General features: G+C 69.1%; 17 protein-coding genes and 1 tRNA gene. 12 read left to right on the top strand and 6 right to left on the bottom strand.

Features of this window, described 5'->3' with window-relative positions; translation table 11 throughout:
* The first annotated feature begins 6 nt into the window (after positions 1–6).
* From FEK34_RS23815 to FEK34_RS23795, 5 genes are all read left to right on the top strand, one after another.
* Entirely contained in the window at positions 7–516 is a 510-nt protein-coding gene (locus FEK34_RS23815; RefSeq protein WP_138451190.1) for an NAD(P)H-dependent oxidoreductase, read from the top strand.
* On the top strand, positions 509–1,006 hold the full coding sequence (locus tag FEK34_RS23810) for a flavin reductase family protein (RefSeq protein ID WP_138451188.1): 498 nt from the start codon (positions 509–511) through the stop codon (positions 1,004–1,006). The genes FEK34_RS23815 and FEK34_RS23810 overlap by 8 nt, the downstream gene beginning before the upstream one ends.
* Before the next feature lie 162 nt (positions 1,007–1,168).
* A complete protein-coding gene (locus tag FEK34_RS23805) occupies positions 1,169–1,492 on the top strand; it encodes a hypothetical protein (RefSeq protein ID WP_138451185.1) in 324 nt (107 codons plus the stop codon).
* Complete coding sequence (locus FEK34_RS23800) at positions 1,489–2,694, top strand: hypothetical protein (protein ID WP_138451183.1); 1,206 nt, start codon at positions 1,489–1,491, stop codon at positions 2,692–2,694. The genes FEK34_RS23805 and FEK34_RS23800 overlap by 4 nt, the downstream gene beginning before the upstream one ends.
* The gene (locus tag FEK34_RS23795) at positions 2,691–3,698 is read left to right on the top strand and encodes a hypothetical protein (RefSeq protein WP_138451180.1); all 1,008 of its coding nucleotides are present in this window, start codon (positions 2,691–2,693) and stop codon (positions 3,696–3,698) included. The genes FEK34_RS23800 and FEK34_RS23795 overlap by 4 nt, the downstream gene beginning before the upstream one ends.
* 21 nt (positions 3,699–3,719) lie before the next feature.
* Here the strand turns inward: FEK34_RS23795 and FEK34_RS23790 are convergent, their stop codons facing one another.
* Complete coding sequence (locus FEK34_RS23790) at positions 3,720–4,439, bottom strand: helix-turn-helix domain-containing protein (RefSeq protein WP_249359565.1); 720 nt, start codon at positions 4,437–4,439, stop codon at positions 3,720–3,722.
* 9 nt (positions 4,440–4,448) lie between these two features.
* Here FEK34_RS23790 and FEK34_RS23785 point away from each other — a divergent pair, with 9 nt between their 5' ends.
* The 3 genes from FEK34_RS23785 to FEK34_RS23775 all read left to right on the top strand — a co-directional run bounded on the left by FEK34_RS23785 (position 4,449) and on the right by FEK34_RS23775 (position 6,620).
* Positions 4,449–4,799 carry a DoxX family protein gene (locus tag FEK34_RS23785; RefSeq protein ID WP_138451177.1) on the top strand — a complete coding sequence of 117 codons (351 nt, stop codon included), beginning with the start codon at positions 4,449–4,451 and terminating at the stop codon, positions 4,797–4,799.
* A gap of 71 nt (positions 4,800–4,870) precedes the next feature.
* Positions 4,871–4,941, top strand: a tRNA-Gly gene (locus tag FEK34_RS23780).
* A 248-nt stretch (positions 4,942–5,189) separates the two neighbouring features.
* Positions 5,190–6,620 (top strand): amidase, encoded by a 1,431-nt coding sequence (locus FEK34_RS23775; protein ID WP_138451173.1) that lies wholly within the window; start codon positions 5,190–5,192, stop codon positions 6,618–6,620.
* A gap of 130 nt (positions 6,621–6,750) precedes the next feature.
* Here FEK34_RS23775 and FEK34_RS23770 read toward each other — a convergent pair whose 3' ends face one another.
* Positions 6,751–7,131 carry a VOC family protein gene (locus FEK34_RS23770; RefSeq protein ID WP_138451170.1) on the bottom strand — a complete coding sequence of 127 codons (381 nt, stop codon included), beginning with the start codon at positions 7,129–7,131 and terminating at the stop codon, positions 6,751–6,753.
* A 97-nt stretch (positions 7,132–7,228) separates the two neighbouring features.
* Between FEK34_RS23770 and dcd the strand changes: the two genes are divergently transcribed.
* On the top strand, positions 7,229–7,810 hold the full coding sequence (gene dcd, locus FEK34_RS23765) for a dCTP deaminase (protein WP_138451167.1): 582 nt from the start codon (positions 7,229–7,231) through the stop codon (positions 7,808–7,810).
* 67 nt (positions 7,811–7,877) lie between these two features.
* On the opposite strand, the gene FEK34_RS23760 is transcribed toward dcd, so the two are convergent.
* Positions 7,878–8,327: a hypothetical protein gene (locus FEK34_RS23760; RefSeq protein ID WP_138451164.1), complete on the bottom strand. Its 450-nt coding sequence runs from the start codon at positions 8,325–8,327 to the stop codon at positions 7,878–7,880.
* 213 nt (positions 8,328–8,540) lie between these two features.
* On the opposite strand from FEK34_RS23760, the gene FEK34_RS23755 reads away from it, so the two are divergent.
* Entirely contained in the window at positions 8,541–9,917 is a 1,377-nt protein-coding gene (locus tag FEK34_RS23755; protein ID WP_138451160.1) for a helix-turn-helix domain-containing protein, read from the top strand.
* Between the two features lie 6 nt (positions 9,918–9,923).
* Here the strand turns inward: FEK34_RS23755 and FEK34_RS23750 are convergent, their stop codons facing one another.
* Complete coding sequence (locus FEK34_RS23750) at positions 9,924–10,418, bottom strand: hypothetical protein (protein ID WP_138451156.1); 495 nt, start codon at positions 10,416–10,418, stop codon at positions 9,924–9,926.
* Between the two features lie 377 nt (positions 10,419–10,795).
* On the opposite strand from FEK34_RS23750, the gene FEK34_RS23745 reads away from it, so the two are divergent.
* Together FEK34_RS23745 and FEK34_RS23740 are read left to right on the top strand one after the other, a co-directional pair.
* Positions 10,796–12,040 (top strand): pyridoxal phosphate-dependent aminotransferase, encoded by a 1,245-nt coding sequence (locus FEK34_RS23745; protein ID WP_138451154.1) that lies wholly within the window; start codon positions 10,796–10,798, stop codon positions 12,038–12,040.
* 605 nt (positions 12,041–12,645) lie between these two features.
* A complete protein-coding gene (locus tag FEK34_RS23740; RefSeq protein WP_138451152.1) occupies positions 12,646–13,920 on the top strand; it encodes a YibE/F family protein in 1,275 nt (424 codons plus the stop codon).
* 280 nt (positions 13,921–14,200) lie between these two features.
* Here the strand turns inward: FEK34_RS23740 and FEK34_RS23735 are convergent, their stop codons facing one another.
* Both FEK34_RS23735 and FEK34_RS23730 read right to left on the bottom strand, forming a co-directional pair.
* Positions 14,201–15,523, bottom strand: a complete 1,323-nt coding sequence (locus tag FEK34_RS23735; RefSeq protein ID WP_171048357.1) for an Hsp70 family protein — start codon at positions 15,521–15,523, stop codon at positions 14,201–14,203.
* Positions 15,524–15,668: 145 nt separating this feature from the next.
* On the bottom strand, positions 15,669–16,991 hold the full coding sequence (locus FEK34_RS23730; protein ID WP_138451149.1) for a UDP-glucose dehydrogenase family protein: 1,323 nt from the start codon (positions 16,989–16,991) through the stop codon (positions 15,669–15,671).
* Positions 16,992–17,075: the final 84 nt, after the last annotated feature.

Raw genomic sequence — 17,075 nt, 5'->3', positions numbered from 1 at the left:
ACGAAAGTGGCAGTGACGGTGGTCGTCGGCAATCCGAAACCCGCCTCGCGCACCCTGACCGCGGCGACGCTGCTCGCCGAAACCCTGCGACCGGAGTCCGACCCGGCCGTGGTGGATCTGGTGTCGTTCGGCCCGGCCCTGCTGTCGTGGGGTGACCAGCAGGTCGGCGAGGCGGTGCGCACGGTTGCCGCCTCCGAACTGGTGGTATTCGCCAGCCCCACCTTCAAGGCCACCTACACCGGCCTGCTGAAGCTGTTTCTCGAACAGTTCGACGGCGGCACCGGATTGGCCGGGGTGGTGGCCGTACCGCTGATGCTCGGCGCCGGACCAGCGCACGCCCTCGCATCCGACCTGCTGCTCAAGCCGGTTCTGGTGGAACTGGGTGCGACGGCCCTGCCCGGGCTCTACCTGTCGGATCGAACCTTCCGCGACGACGGCGTCATCGCCGCCTACGCCGAGCGGTGGCGGCCGGTGGTCGCGGCGCTGGCCGGAACAGGAGTGCCCAACCATGGATGAGCTGTTCTCCTCACCCGCCGACGGCGCCGGTCTGCGCCGCGCGTTCGCGAATTTCCCCAGCGGCGTCGTCGCGGTCTGCGCCCGGGTCGACGGGGTACCGCACGGTTTGGCGGTGGCGACCTTCGTGCCCGTCTCGCTCGATCCGCCGCTGGTGTCGTTCTGCGTGCAGAACACCTCCACCACCTGGCCGCGATTGACCGGCGCCGATCAGCTCGGGTTGAGCCTGCTCGGCACCGACCAGCAGGACGCCGCGCGTGCCCTCGGCAGCAAGTCCGCCGATCGCTTCCATGGCCTCGACCTGCATCACGGCAGTGGCGACGCGGTGTTCATCGACGGTGCCTCGGCCTGGATCGAAGGGACCGTGCAAGCGCAGGTTCCGGCGGGTGATCACCAGGTCGTCATCCTCGGCATCGACCGCATCGCCACCCATCCGCACCGCGAACCGCTCATCTTCCACGGCTCCCGCTTCCGGCTGCTGCGCGCCGGCTGAGTCGCGACGCGCCGTCGTCAACCGGACACGACACGCGCGGGCGTCCGGTTTCGGTCGTGGGGGTTGCGGTGTCCCGCTGGGTAACCCATCGTGGAAGGCGCTGGGTCAAGGCTTGTGTTCTACAGTCCAGTCGTACCCGAACGACGAGCGAAGGGGGCCGAAGTGGCGCGAACTGTGCGGATCGATCCGGATGCGGTGAACACATACAAGGTGGTCGCGGATCAGGTGGCAGGTGAGCTCGCGGGTGCGGCGGCCCAGTTGGAGCCGGGCACCGATATCGCTCGCATCGCCGCCGGAGTCGGGCTGCTCGGCGCCGATTTCGCGACCGAGTTCGTCGCGGCCGTCGCCGACGACCACACCGCGCTGACCACGGCGGCGACGCTGGTCACCGCCTACGGGCAGACGGTGCAGGGGCAGGCCGCGGCGGCCGCCGACCAGGACTCGACCACCGCCGCCGCACTCGGCCGGGCGGGTGAGCAGGCATGAAACCGATCTCCGATCCGCCCATGGTCACGGTGCTGGCCGAACCGCTGCGGCGCTTGCGTTCCGGGCTCGGCTCCGGCGCACCCGCCCCCGACCAGCAGGTATTGGGCGCGTTGACCACCGCATCGGCCACCGCCGACGCCACCGAATCCACCCAGACCCGTGGCCTGCACGCGCTGGAATCGTCGTGGACGGGGCAGGCCGCCGATACCGCGGTGCCCGTCATCCGCACCACGCGCAGCGAGATCGGCGCCGTCGCGGACCGGGGCCCGCTGTACGCGGCGCTGCTGTCGGACGCGCACGGCACCAGCAGCCGCGCCGCCCGTGAGGTCGACGTCATCATCGACGATTTCCGCCGCGACGCCCGCGCCATCCTGGACACCGCCACCTCGGCCCCGGAAACCGATGCCGTCATCGACCGTGCCGCCCAAGCCATCCGGGAGGCGCTCGGCGTGGTGAACACGGCCCAGGGCGAGATGGACGGTCATCGGCAGCGATTGCGCGATATGGGTCCGATGACGATGACCACCCCGCAGGGCGTGCTCACTACCCCTGGTACCACCACAACCGTGCCGGGAACGGTCCCCGGCCAGCCGATGGACCCGGCGCTGGTGATGCAGTTGCAGTTGCAGCAGCAGCTCGTGGCCGCCGGCGTGCAGCTCGGCACCACCGCCATCGACGCCGGGGTGGAACTCGGCACGAAGATCATCGACCGGATCGCCGATGTGGGCCTGAAAGTGGTCGACACGGTCGGCGCGCAGGCAGGCACCGCGATCGAGCAGGCGCTCAACCCGGACAAGGCCGACGACGCCAAGACCGGCCCCGCCTCGACCGCACCGGCCGGCACCCCGGGCAACCCCGTCCCGCCGAAGGCCTTCGACTTCGGTGGCGGGCCCGCACCGAAACCGGAGACGGCCCCGTCGGCCCCCGGTGCGGCGATGGCAGCGCCGCCCCCGGCCCCGCCGCGGTCGATTCCGGCCGAGCCCAAGCCGTCCGACAACGGCGGCGGTGGTGGTGGGCCGTTCGCCGCGCCGCCCCCGTCCTCGGGTGGGCACCACGGCGGCATGGTCATTCCACCGGGCACCGGTCAGGGCGGCGGCGATCAGGAACGCAAGCCGCGGCCAGGGCAGCTCGGTGTGACCGTTCCCGCGGCCCTGCCGACCATGGTCACCGCACCCGCGATCGGCGCCGACGACGACCGATGAGCGACAACCCGTTCGACCCCGGGCTGCCGATGGTGCGGGTGCCGCCGCCGCGCAAACGCGGACGCCGGCGCAGGCCGCCACCTGCGGCCGGCGCGCAGCCGGACGGGCCGGGACAACGCGAAGGCAGCTGGGACGACTGGCTCGAAACCCCCACCGGCCCACTCGAACCGCCTGCGGCCACCGAAAAACCCGCCGACGACGAGCTCGAACAGTGGCAGCAGGAACCGGAGTACGACGCCCCCGAGGAGACGGTCGCCGCCTACCTCGATCACGAGCCGTCGCTGCTGCCGCCGCTGATCGATCGCAGCGGCAAGATCGGCGGCGGCAGGCGCGTGCCCAAGGCGAAGCGCGCGACCAGCGAAGACGGTAGCGGCGGCGGCCGGGCACTGAGCATCCTGATGGGTGTCGGCCTCGCCATCGGAATCGCGGCCGTCGCCGTCGTCATCTCGACCTCGACCGACGGCGACGACAAGCGCACGGTGACCGCCGACGTCCGCGGACAAGCACCCAACGCGGCCGAGCAACCCAACGGCGGCAACCAGCTGCCGACCGCCACCGCCGCGCCCACATCGGCACCACCCGAGTCACCCGCCGAATCGCCGCCATACGCCGCCGACGGCTGCGTGCAGCAACTCGACGGCACCGACGGCGCCGTCGTCTCCGGAACACCCACCGGCGGAACGGGTTCCGGCGCCGACGCGATCTTCGGCTTCGAACACGCCTACTACGTCGCCCGCGACGGCCACCGCGCCCGCAATTTCGTCACCGCCGACGCCGCCGTCTCCGACGCCGCGGGCATCGACCGCGGCATCGCCCAGGTCCCCCTCGGCACCCGCTACTGCGTCACCATCACCCCCCTCGCCGATTCCGCCCCCCAGCGCTACCTCGTCGACCTGGTCCAGCAGTACCCCGGCGAGCCCCCCGATACCTTCCACCAGATCATCACCGTCGCCACCCTCGACGGCCACACCCGCATCACCCGCATCGAAAAAGCGCCGAGCTGACCGGCATCCAGTGGTTGTGAGCTAGATCAGCAGCGACGACGGTGCGCGTCCCACCATGTCCCGCGCCGTCCGCGACAAGTGCGCCTGATCGGCGAACTCCGCGTGCGCGGCCGCATCGGCCACCGATCCGGTGGGCAGCACGCCGATGGCGGAGCGCAGCCGTCGCCACCGCCGCAGCCGGGCCAGTGGAACGCCGATCTGTTCGTCGACGAGGTAGCGCAACCGCGGCGCGGACAGTCCGACGGTTCGTGCCAGCTCGCCCAGCGTCGGCACCTCGAGCAGATGCTCGAGCGCTCGGGCCACGCGCGGATCGAGAGGACCGGGCTTTCCGGCGAGCCGGGTGATCTCCCGGCGGAGCGCGGCCAGGTCGGGTGCGCCGTCGAGGTCATCGGAGATCGCCAGTGCGTTACGGAGTCGTCGCTTGCTGCGCTGGGACAACGCGATCGGCCCGGTGCCGCGCGGCAACAGCGGGGTGTCGAGGAAGATCCCGATGTAGCCATCGGAGATATGGCTGGCGTGCGGCCACCGGGGCGGGATCAGCACAGCCGGCGGCGTCAGGAGTGCACCGCGCTCGACCGCGGCCGGGCCGTCGCCGATAGGAAGTAGCAGCTTCCAGGCCGGGTGCTCGTGGCGGCCGGCCGACGCGCTGCCGGTATCGGCGAACACGGCCGTCGACTCGTCGCAGGCGAACAGCACGCGGCGATCGTTTCGTTCAAGCCGCCACAGGCCCTCCGGCGACATGCTCACCCCATGCACGCTATCGCAGCCACCCTGCTCGGACTGTTCCTCATCGGCTGCGGCCTCGCGCACTTCCTGGCCCCCGCGTACTTCGCGAGCCTGGTGCCCTCATGGCTGCCACGGCCGAAACAGCTTGTCGCCGTGTCGGCCATCGCCGAGATCGTGCTCGGCACGATGCTCATCGTGCCCGCCACCCGCGCCCTGAGCAGCTGGCTCACCGCCGCCATGCTCGCGGTCTATCTGCTGCTCTGGCTGGACCGTCTGCGCACCGCGACCGGCCCCCGCCGCGCCGAGGCCGCCGGTGTGGCGGTCAACGCGGGATACCTCATGTGGGGCGGATATGTCGCGATGGCGGGTGGGTGAGCGCCGCGGCCCACAAGAGTTGACCGGCGCGGCGCTTGGTCTGATAAGCTCGCGGACGCGCGAACGCGTATGCCGATGTAGTTCAATGGTAGAACTCTTGCTTCCCAAGCAAGTAGCGCGGGTTCGATTCCCGTCATCGGCTCAGAGCGAAGGCCCCGGGTGATCCCTCACCCGGGGCCTTCGCGTTCGTATGGGCTGTACTCGGGACGTGAACGGTTGCCTGCTCCGCCGCGACGTCGAGGTCGGCGTACTGACCTGCGCAGTCTTTCGTCCGGGGGCCGTCGCGGCAGAAGATCGTTATCCTGCGAAAACAGCGAACGGCGCCGGAGCGACCCGCACAGGACGGTCCGCGCCGCGCTTGGTGGACGGGAAGTTAGGAACACCCAGCACATGAGCACGACCACGCACGCATTCACCGACGACGCGCTGGGCGAGATGGACGCGGTGGCGCTGGCCGCCGCGATTCGCGACGGGCAGGTGGGGCGGGCCGAGGTGATCGAGGCCGCCATCGCACGCGCACAGCGAGTGAACCCGCAGCTCAACGCGATTCAGGTCGAATGCTTCGCGCGGGCGCGGGCCGCGCAGCCGACCTCGGGGGTGTTCTCCGGGGTGCCTGCTTTCGTCAAGGACAACACCGATATCGCCGGGCTGCCCACCTGCCACGGTTCGGCCGCCTTCGATCCGCGTCCGGCCGCGCGCACCAGCGGGCCGGGCGCGCAGTTCCTGCATCCGGGGTTCGTCGCGCTCGGCAAGTCGACGCTGCCGGAGTTCGGGCTGACCGCGAGCACCGAGTACGCCGACCGTCCGCCGACGCGCAACCCGTGGAACACCGACTACTCCGCCGGCGCCTCCTCGGGCGGTTCCGCGGCGCTGGTCGCGGCGGGCGTGGTGCCGATCGCGCACGCCAACGACGGCGGCGGCTCGACCCGCATCCCCGCCGCCGCCAACGGCCTGGTCGGCTTGAAACCCACCCGCAACCGGCTGCTCGACCAGCCCGGCGCCCGGCAGCTGCCGGTCCACCTGGTCGCCGAGGGCGTACTGACCCGGTCGGTGCGCGATACCGCGCACTACCTGGCGGCAGCCGAACGCTTCCACACCAATACCAAGCTTCCGCCGATCGGCCTGGTGGAAGGCCCGAGCGAGCGACGGCTGCGCATCGGCGTGATCCGCTACGACGTGCGCGGCCGGGCCGTGCACCCGGAAACCGGCGCGGTGCTCGACTCCGCGGCCGCGGTGTTCGCCGGTCTCGGCCATGAACTGGTGGAGACCAGGCTCGAGGTCGACGAGCAGTTCATCGAGGATTTCAAGCTGTACTGGGCGGCGGTGGCGGCGCTGCTGTCCACCTCGTTCCGGATCGCGCAGCGCAAGCATTTCGATCCGCGGCGGCGCGATCCGTTCACCAAGGGACTATCGGCGCTGGCGACGAGCAGGCCGCTGAGCGTGGCGCGGGCGGTGCGCAGGCTGCGTACGGCCCCGGCCATCTACGACCGGCATTTCACCGCGGTGGATGTGCTGCTCACCCCGGTGCTCTCGCATCCGGCGCCGCTGATCGGCGATCACTCACCGAACCTGCCGTTCGATGAGCTGTTCGCCAAGCTCGTCGACTACGTCGGTTTCACCCCGCTCAACAATGTGGGCGGCGGGCCCGCCGTGTCTTTGCCGCACGGGCGCATGTCGGCGAACCTGCCCGGTTCGATCCAGCTGTCGGCCCGCCGCGGCGCCGAACGCACGCTACTGGACCTGGCCTACCAGTTCGAGGCGGCGAGCCCGTTCCCGCGGATCACCGACGTGGCGGCCGCGCGGGAACAGAGCGCGAGCTAGGCGCGCCGGCTGGACTGCGCCGGAGCGGCCTTAGGCATCGGCAGTGGCGCGCCCCCTGGACCCACGCCTCGGTCCAAGGATGACGCCGGCGACTCGGTCCGGAAAGAACCTGCACCCGCCGGGCGCGAACCTACTGTTCCGCCCACACGCCCAGCTCGTTCCAACTCGGGTCCGTGAAATGGAACCGCCGCCCGCCGGGGAACTCGTACGGCCCGTTGACAACGGTCCCGCCCGCCGCCTCGACCGCCCGCACCGAGCCGTCCAGATCGTCGGAGTACAGCAGCACCAGCGGGCCGCCCTGACGCGTCTGTTCGGCCAGCGCCAGCCCTCCGACCTCGGGTTTTTCCGAACCGGCCGGGTTGCGGATGCCAGCATAGGCAGGGCCGTAGTCGTTGAACTGCCAGCCGAACGCCTCGGTATAGAAGCGCTTGGCCGCCGGCAGATCGGTGACCGCGATTTCGATGTAATCGATGGCGTGATGGCGGTGGCCGCCTGCGTCGGTATCGGACATGGACCGATGATGCACCGGGGGTACGACAACTTCCCGGTGACCGGCTGCCGACGGCCTGGCAGCCCGCCCGTGCGGGTGCTGCTTTACGCTCGTTCGCGTGCTGCTTTCCGATCGTGACATCCGCGCGGAGATCGCCGGTGGGCGTCTCGGGCTCGAGCCGTTCCAGGAAAACCTGATCCAGCCGTCGAGCATCGACGTGCGCCTGGACGGGATGTTCCGGGTGTTCAACAACACCCGATACACCCATATCGACCCGGCCCAGCGGCAGGACGAGCTGACCAGCCTGGTCGAGCCCGCGCCGGGTGAGCCGTTCGTGCTGCATCCGGGCGAGTTCGTGCTCGGCTCCACCCTCGAGGTGTGCACCCTGCCCGACGATCTGGCCGGTCGCCTGGAGGGTAAGTCGAGTCTGGGCCGGCTCGGCCTGCTCACCCATTCCACCGCCGGGTTCATCGATCCCGGTTTCAGCGGTCACATCACGCTGGAGCTGTCGAATGTGGCGAACCTGCCGATCACGCTGTGGCCGGGCATGAAGATCGGCCAGCTGTGCCTTTTCCGCCTGACCAGCCCCGCCGAGAACCCCTACGGCAGCGCCACCACCGGCTCCAAATACCAGGGTCAGCGCGGCCCGACGCCGTCGAAGGCGTACCTGAACTTCCCGCTGCCCAGCCTGGACCGCTGACACCCGCCCCCGCTCGGCCCGGCGCACAGCTTCCTCGTCTATGCGCTCGGGCCGAGCGCGGCCGCGATCAGTCCGGCCGATCCGAACCGACCGCGAGGGCGGCGGTGACGATCGTCGACAACGGCGGCAGCGGCCTGCCCCGCTCGGGTGGTTCGACCCAGTGACAGCCTTCCCTGGTCCAGCGGCCGAGGCCGGTGGGCAGCATGACCGCGCTGCCGACGGCGGGGATGCCGATGTCGAGGCGGTTGAGCACCTCCATGATCTGCGCGCCCGGCCTGCTGTCGGGGGTGGCCAGAAAGCTCCAGCGGATCTGCCTGGCCAGCATGGGAACTCGCACGCCCTGCTGTTCCAGGGCCGCGCGGACCTTCTCGGCCCGCCAGGTGGGTAGATGAATCACGCAGGCCCGTGCGGTGATCGGTAGCATCACGAACCCGCCGCGTTCGGTGACCACCAGCCCGAATTCGTGCCGGTAGAAGGCCGCCCAATCGTCGATCGTCCTGAGTTTTTCCACGTTCATCGCGTAGCCCCCTGGCCCGCTGACGCCGGGCCGGTCGGAGTCGGATTCGCCACCGATTCCAGGCTCGCGGTAATCCCCGGCGCGCCACAAGCGCCTACACGCCGGCGTTCCACTGCCCTTGCGCTGCCAGTTATTCGGGTCGAAAAGGCATGTGGCAGCGCTCACAATTTGCTCGTAACCTGTGGAGGACGTTTCGTTCGAAGGGAAGACAACGTGGTCCGGCAGTGGTCAGGGAAGGAGACCCGGGCGCTGCGCGACGCCATGCGGATGAGTATCCGGGAGTTTGCCGCCCATTTGGGGGTGCATCAGCGCCTGGTATCCAAATGGGAAGCGGGCGGCAGCCGGGTGCATCCGCGCCCGGTGAACCAGGCCGCGCTCGATACCTCCCTGGCCAGGTCCGACGATGTGGTGCGGGCACGGTTCGCGGAGCTGATCAGTCAGCCCGCCACACCGCGATTCGACGCGCGAGCCGGCGACTCGGCGCACAGCAGTTATTCCAGCGACGCGGAACTCTTGGACCTCATAGACGCCGGCGCGGTGAGAGGCGATGCGTTAGCAGCGATTTCGGAGAGGGATCTGATAATGGCGGCTGCCCACGAGGCCAGTGAACACGCGAGCCGGGCCGAGAGCACCAATATCGGCGCGATGACATTGGAACAGCTCGACGCCGACGTCACCCGAATCGCCAACGACTACGTGCATATTCCGCCGGTCCCGATGATGGTGGAGATGCTGCGGGTGCGGCGGCGGGTGTACCGGTTGCTGGAGGGGCAGCAGCGTCCCGCCGATACCAGTCATCTGTATCTGCTCGCGGGTAGCTTGTCCGGGTTGCTCGCCAACGCCAGCACCGATCTCGGCCATTACGACGCCGCCGCCGAACAGATCCGCGCTGCCAGGGCCTACGCCGAATTATGTGGGCACAACGGATTACGCGCGTGGACCCGCGGCATGCACGCGCTCATCGAGTACTGGTCCGAGCGGCCCCGCCGGGCGGTCGAATTGGCCCAGAGCGGATTGGAATTCGCCGATTCGGCGACGGCGCGGGTGCGGTTGAGCAATATCGAGGCCAGGATCTGGTCCAAGATCGGCAGCGCCGCCGATACCGAGCGCTGCCTGCGCGCGGCCACCGACGCCCGCGGCGGCTCCGGTTCGGACACCCTGCACGACGGCGTCGGCGGCGTCTTCGGATTCCCGGACGCGAAGGCGCAGTACTACGCGGGCGCCACCTATATCCATCTCGGCATGGCCGAACCCGCCCTCGCCGCGACCGAGCAGGCGATCGAGCTGTACTCCACCGGCCCAGCCTGGCAGCGCTCCTACGGCGCCGAGGCCCTGGCGCGAGTCGACTCGGCCGCCGCGCACCTGATCAACGGCAGCCTCGACGGCGCCACCGAGGCCCTGCACCCGGTGCTCGGCCTGGCCGAGGACAAACGCATCGCCCAGCTCGAGGAACGGCTGACCGGTGTGCGGCGCCGCCTCGCCGCCCCCGCCTTCGACGGCGCCACTGAGGCCGCCGCGCTCGATGAGCGCATCGAGGAGTTCTGCGGCACCACCGCGGCGAACGGGCTCGCGGCGGGTTCGCCGGGGTGAACGCTGCTACTTCGGCTGGGTGGGCTCCATCCCGGAGCACAGCCATCGCCCGTCGACCTGTTCCATCATCACCGTCAGTTCCTGACGCACCGTCTGGGGAGCCTCGAAGGCTTTTGTCACGGTGTGCTCGGAATGAACACTCACCTCGGCGCGCTTGTCATCGCCGGATTGATACGAGCACTGGACGTCATTGCTGGTCGACGACATCTGTGTCAGGACGATGAGCTCGCGCACCTGGGGGAATGCGCTGTTGAAGTCGGTTTTGTACCTTCCGGTCGATCCGGCGTCGATGGCCCGCTGGTAGGAATCCAGATCGCGATAGTCGTAGGTGGACATCAGGGCAGCGAAATCGCACGCCGCCCGCTGTGCCGCCGCTCGCGTATCCGGCGTCCGCCGCTCGGTCTGCGTCGGCTGGGTCTGCGTCGGCTGGGTTTGCTCGGCAGCCGGTGAGTCGCCGATCGCGACACCGATCGCCACCCCAGCACCGCCGATCACCAGCACAGCCGCGACCGCCGCGCTGATCAGGGCGATACGGCGACGTCCGGGCTCGCGAGGTGGGGATGGTGGCTGCGGCCCGGCGAAGGTGGGGTAGGGCATCGGCGCGCCCGGCTGCATCGGCCCGTCGGGCCCGCCCGGTCCACCTCGCCCGCTCGGTCCGCCTGATTCGACAGGTCGGCCCGGTCCGCCCGGTTGACCCGTCCCGCTCGGTCCGCCTGGTTGACTCGCCCCGCTCGGCCCTCCTGGTTGACCCGCCCCGTCCGCCCCGCCGTTTCCGCTGTCCAACCCGGTCTCCTCCACCCGCAGTTACGCCGGTCACCCTACGGGATGACGGGGCGGGGAGTCGGAGAAGCAAATCCCGAGGATGGCACCATGGAGCGGTGAGCACTGGTCATCATCATCGCCCGCCGCGTGTTCTGGAGCAATCCACGAAGCTGCAGGACGTCGTCTACGAGATCCGTGGACCGGTACTCGCGCATGCGGCACGGCTGGAGGCCGAGGGGCATCGCATCCTCAAGCTCAATATCGGCAACCCGGCGCCGTTCGGTTTCGAGGCCCCCGATGTGATCATGCGCGACATCATCGCGGCGCTGCCGTACGCCCAGGGCTACTCCGAATCCAAGGGCATCCTGTCGGCCCGGCGCGCCATCGTCACCCGCTATGAGCTGGTGCCCGGCTTCCCCGAGCTCGACGTGGACAGCGTCTACCTGGGCAATGGTGTCTCGGAGCTGATCACCATCACCATGCAGGCGCTGCTGAACAACGGCGACGAAGTGCTCATCCCCGCCCCCGACTATCCGCTGTGGACCGCGATGACCAGCCTGGCGGGCGGCACGCCGGTGCATTACCTGTGCGACGAGTCCAACGGTTGGCAGCCCGATATCGCCGACATCGAATCGAAGATCACCGACAAGACCAAGGCGCTGCTGGTGATCAACCCGAACAACCCCACCGGTGCGGTGTACTCCACCGAGGTGTTGCAGCAGCTGGTCGACCTGGCACGCAAGCATCAGCTGTTGCTGCTGGCCGACGAGATCTACGACAAGATCCTCTACGACGACGCCAAGCACATCTCGCTGGCCACGCTCGCCCCCGACCTGCTCTGCCTGACCTTCAACGGCCTGTCCAAGGCCTACCGGGTGGCCGGCTACCGGTCCGGCTGGCTGGCGATCACCGGCCCGAAGGAGCATGCGGCCGGCTTCATCGAGGGCATCGACCTGCTGGCCTCGTCACGGTTGTGCCCGAATGTCCCCGCCCAGCACGCCATTCAGGTGGCACTCGGCGGACACCAGAGCATCGAGGACCTGATCCTGCCCGGCGGCAGGTTGCTGGAACAGCGCGATGTGGCCTGGGAACGGCTGAACATGATCCCCGGCGTCTCGTGCGTCAAACCGAAGGGCGCGCTGTACGCGTTCCCGCGGCTGGACCCGAACGTGTACGAGATCTACGACGACGCCAAGCTCATTCTCGACCTGCTGTTGCAGGAGAAGATCCTGATGGTTCAGGGCACCGGGTTCAACTGGCCCAACCACGACCACCTGCGGATCGTCACCCTGCCGTGGGCCCGTGACCTGGCCGTCGCCATCGAACGCTTCGGCAACTTCCTGTCCAGTTACCGCCAGTAGCCGAACACCGTCAACGGGGCCAGACCCTGGTTCCTCTGGTGAAAACAGACTTCATGTTCGAGTAATCGCGGTTTTTGGAGACTTACTAGCGCAAAACAAGTTCTTTTGTGTACAGTGGGCATCGGCGCTTTCGAGCGCCCGGTCGGGTTGTCTACCCCCCCTGGACAAGCCGACCTTGTGGGTCAGGCTGCCTACCCCCCCTGGGCGCCACCCTGCGGCCGGCGGAGACATCCCCCTGCTCTCCGCCGGCCGGTCCGCAGTTCCGCCTCTCCGGGATTTTTTGGCCAGACTTAGGCGCGGGGTTCCTTGCGTTGGCGGGCGGCGGTTAGGCATAAGGGCGAGTTAGCCCGTACCCGGTGAGTTACCCGGATCTTGCGAGATCAGTTGGTGCGGTGGGTGAAAGACCAGCTGGGCATCTTTTCTGAAGCTTGCGGCGGCGGTTGGTGGCGGGATGAGTTTGGTCGTGTCCGATGGGACTATTCGCAGATCTCGCGAGTTTGGTTGGTGCGGTCGGCAATAGGGGTTGTGCACCACATCTGCTGGTCTTCGTGGCGGTCTTGGCTGCTCCCGCTGCTCTTGAAAATCACGTCCATTAAGCTCGGCGCGTGAGCGACCACCATCACCATCATGATCACTCCGGGCCGATTGCTATCGGGGCTACCGCTGCGCGGGTCGTTGTCGGGTTACTAGCGGTCATCGGGGTGGTCGTGGTGATCGCCACCATCGCGTTGTGGCCGAGTGAGCAGCAGGTGGATATTCCGCTGCCGATGCAGAACGCCGGGGGTGGGGCGGTGCAGACCGAGGCGGGGACGGTGGTGTTGCAGGACATGGGGGCCTGCGGTAGTCCGTCGCTGGGCAAGGTGTTCGCGGACAAGCCGGACCCGCCTGCCACCAACGCCTATACCTGCCAGCGCAGTCTGATCGCCATCGAATCCGGCCCGCACGAGGGCAACCACACGCTGCTCGAGATCGCGCCGGGGCCGGGGCAACCGGAATTGAAGGCGGGCGACCACATTCGGATCGTCCGGCAGACCGCGCCCGACGGGACCCCGCTCTACTCCTTCGACGACTACGCGCGCGGCCTGCCGCTGACGCTGATCGCGCTGGCCTTCGTCGTGGTGATCATCGCGGTCGCCCGCTGGCGCGGACTGCGCGCACTGCTCGGACTCGGATTCGCGTTCGGTGTGCTGGTGATGTTCATGCTGCCGGCCCTGCTGGACGGCAAACCGGCCATTCCGGTCGCGCTGGTCGCGGGCTCGCTGATCCTGTACGCGGTGCTCTACCTCGCGCACGGGGTGAACCTGCGGACCAGTTCGGCACTGCTCGGCACCCTGACCTCGATGGTGCTGGCGGCGGTGTTGTCCTGGGTCGCCATCGGCGTCACCGACCTGACCGGCCTGTCCGAGGAACAGAACACCAACGTCGCCACCTACCTCGAACACGTCAGCATCACCGGACTGCTGCTGGCGGGCTTCATCATCGGTTCGCTCGGTGTGCTCAACGACGTCACCATCACACAGGCCTCGGCCGCCTTCGAGCTGGCCGCGCTGGACGAGGGCGCCTCGCGGCGAGAGATCTTCGCCGCCGCCATGCGCGTCGGCCGCGACCACATCGCCAGCACCGTCTACACCCTGGTGCTCGCCTACGCCGGTGGCGCACTGCCGCTGCTGCTGCTGTTCAGCGTCGCCGGGCGAGAGATCCGTGACGTCCTGGTCGGCGACGCCGTCGCGATCGAGATCGCCCGGTCCGCCGTCGGCGGTATCGCACTGGCCCTGTCGGTGCCCCTGACCACCGGTATCGCGGTGCTGCTCGCGCGCCCGTTCGGCTCGGCGAAACCCGCACCGCAGGTGACCAACCGGCCCCGGCACGCGAAGGCCTGACGCCGATCAGCCCGCTCGCATTACTGACGCGGGCCCTCGGACCCGGACCGCAGGGGCCCAACCGGCCGCGCCACGCGAAGGCCCGACACCGGTCAGCTCGGTCGCAGAGTCGCCGCGTGGGCCATTCGGATCCGGGACTCCCCACTGCGGATGATCAAGCGATCGCGGGACGCGAAGACGCGCCGTCGGTCAGCTCGCTCGCAGTGCTGCCGCGTGGGCCCTTCGGATCCGGGAATCCGCAGCGCCGATGACCAACCGGCCGGCGACAGGCGAACTCCGCTCAGCGCGGCGGAGGCGGCGGGAACAGCGGCGGGATGGTCGGAACGATGATCGGCGGCAGTCCAGGAACCACCACGATGGTGTTGGGTCCGACGGTCGTGGGTTCGGGCTCCACCGGACCTCGACGCTGCGGCGGCGGCACGGCGATCGCCTCCTCGGCCTCGGTGGTGGTGGGCGCAGCGGTCTGCGGATGCGGGGCGCTGGCGCGTGAGGGCGTGGTGGGCAGCGGGGAGGTATTGCCCTCGCTGGTGTGGGAATCGCCTTCCAGCACCTGCGGTCCGTAGCCGAGTCCGAGACCGATGGCGGCCACCACGGCCAGCGCGCTCACCGTCAATGCGGCACCGCTGATCTCGCGGCGCCCGCGCCGGCGTTCGGTGGGCGCCGACAGCCACGAAGGCGCCAGTTCATCGTCGTCGAAGACCGGCGCCGGTGCAGGATGCGCGGCCACCGCGACCGGACGGGGCGCGCGCACGGCCCGGGCCAGCAGCGCCGCACCGCGGGCGGCGACCGTCTCCGGATCCTCCGGAACCACCACCGGCAGCCCGAGCGAATGCTCCAGAACCCGCGCGACCAGCGGAATCCGGGCGCCGCCGCCGACCACGAGCACACCGTTGACGGGCATGCCCGAGCGCATCACCACCTCGCGCGTCATCCGCGCGGAGGACTCCACCGCCAGCGTGATCAGCGCTTCGAAGTTCTCCTGCGCCAACAGCACCAGGCCTTGTTCGCTGGGTAGCGCGACCGCGGTATTGCTCGACAGCTGTTCCTTGGCCTGCCTGCACAGCGCGTCCAGCTGCGCCAACCCGGACGGGTCGTGCGGGTGCGCGATGCGCCCGGAGGCGATCTGCTGTTCGCGGATCAGCGAGTCGATGTAGTCGCCGCTGATATCGCTGGTGCGTTCGGTGTGGCGGACCTGCCTGGTCTCGACGTCGACGATGCTCACCGACAGCCCCGAGCTGCCGAGGTCGTAGACGACCAGCATGGACGCGCCGCGGATATCGCCGCTGCGCTCGGCGAATTCGACGATCGCGTTGAGTTCGGGAACCAGCTCGTAGTTGGTGACCTGCTGTTTGGCCATGGCCGCGCGCAGCGCCCTCGCCTGCTGGTCGGTGCGGTAGGCGATGGCGGTGGCGGCGATATCGGGGGACGCCTCGAGCGTCACCCCGACGGCCTGGGCGGTGAGTTCGGCCGGGTCCTGCTCGGCTACCGGAACGGTCTGGAGGTCGAAGGACTGCGCGGCCAGATGCTCGTGCTGGTACCCGGTGTGGGGGCGGGCCAGCCGAACGGCGCAGGCCCCCACCGCAACTCCAAGTACCGAACCCATCAGCTGCTCATCTTCCCGCTCCACGACATGTGAGCCCGCACCGTCTACTCGCGGCGGCTCGTCCACGAACCCTACCGACCGTGATCCGCGGAGTTCGCGGCAGTGCTGGCCGTTTACCTGATGGCCCCCGCCTCGACTGGCAACTCTACGGTGTGCCGAGCCCCGCGTACACCCATCCGGCCTCCCGCCAGGTGGCCGGTAGGAGACAGTTGCGGCCGTCGATGATGGACCGCGACCGCACCACCGGATCCAGGTCGTGCGGTCGCAGCGCGGTGAATTCGGACCATTCGGTCAGTACCAGCACCACGTCGGCGCGATCGCAGGCCTCGGCGACCGAGGTGGCGTAGTTCAGGGTCGGGAACACCCGGCGAGAATTTTCCAGCGCCTTCGGGTCGTACACGGTGACCACGGCGCCGTGGAGCTGCATCATTCCGGCGACGTTGAGCGCCGGCGAATCGCGCACATCGTCGGATTCGGGTTTGAAGGCCGCACCGAGCACCGCGACGTTCGCGCCGAGCAGCGATCCACCGCAGGCCTTGGCGGCCATATCCACCATCTTGGTGCGGCGGCGCATATTGATGTTGTCGACCTCGCGCAGGAAGGTCAGCGCGTGGTCGGCGCCGAGTTCACCCGCGCGGGCCATGAACGCCCGGATGTCCTTGGGCAGACATCCGCCGCCGAATCCGAGACCGGCATTGAGGAAGCGGCGGCCGATGCGGGCGTCGTAGCCGAGGGCGTCGGCCAGCACGGTGACGTCGGCGCCGGTGGCCTCGCACACCTCCGAGACCGCGTTGATGAACGAGATCTTGGTGGCCAGAAAGGCGTTCGCCGATACCTTCACCAGCTCGGCGGTGGCTAGATCGGTCAGCAGGAACGGGATGTCGGCGGCGATCAGATCGGCGTAGACCTCGCGCAGCAGTTGTTCCACCCAGGCGGATTCGGCGCGGTCGCGGTCGACGCCGAGCACCAGCCGGTCCGGGCGCAGCGTGTCCTGCACCGCGAAGCCTTCGCGCAGAAACTCCGGATTCCATGCCACTTCGACATCGGTGGAGGTCAAAGCCCTGGCGCGGGCGCCGAGTTCGGCGGCGGTGCCGACCGGGACCGTCGACTTGCCGACGATCACCGACGGCCGCTCGAGCATCGGCGCCAGCGTGTCGATCACCGCGTGCACGTATTTCAGGTCGGCGGCGTATTCGCCCTTCTTCTGCGGCGTGCCGACGCCGAGGAAATGCACGTCGGCATGCGCGGCCGCCTCCTCGTAGGAGGTGGTGAAGCGCAGTCGTCCGGCGTCCAGGTTGCGGCGCAGCACCGCCTCCAGCCCCGGCTCGTAGAACGGCACCACCCCGTCCGAGAGCTTCGCGACCTTGCCCGGATCGACATCCACCCCGATCACGTCGTGCCCGAGTTCGGCCATACACGCGGCGTGCGTGGCCCCCAGGTACCCGGTTCCGAAGACTGTGCATCGCATGATCGATTGGTAAGCCGCGCCGGTGGCTACTCCGCCACACCGAGGCAAGAGTCCGGGCAACAATAGATGTACAGGGAGTGGAAA

This window comes from Nocardia cyriacigeorgica, from assembly GCF_005863245.1.
GTDB lineage: Bacteria > Actinomycetota > Actinomycetes > Mycobacteriales > Mycobacteriaceae > Nocardia > Nocardia cyriacigeorgica_C.
This window is presented reverse-complemented; position numbering and strand designations above follow the sequence as displayed.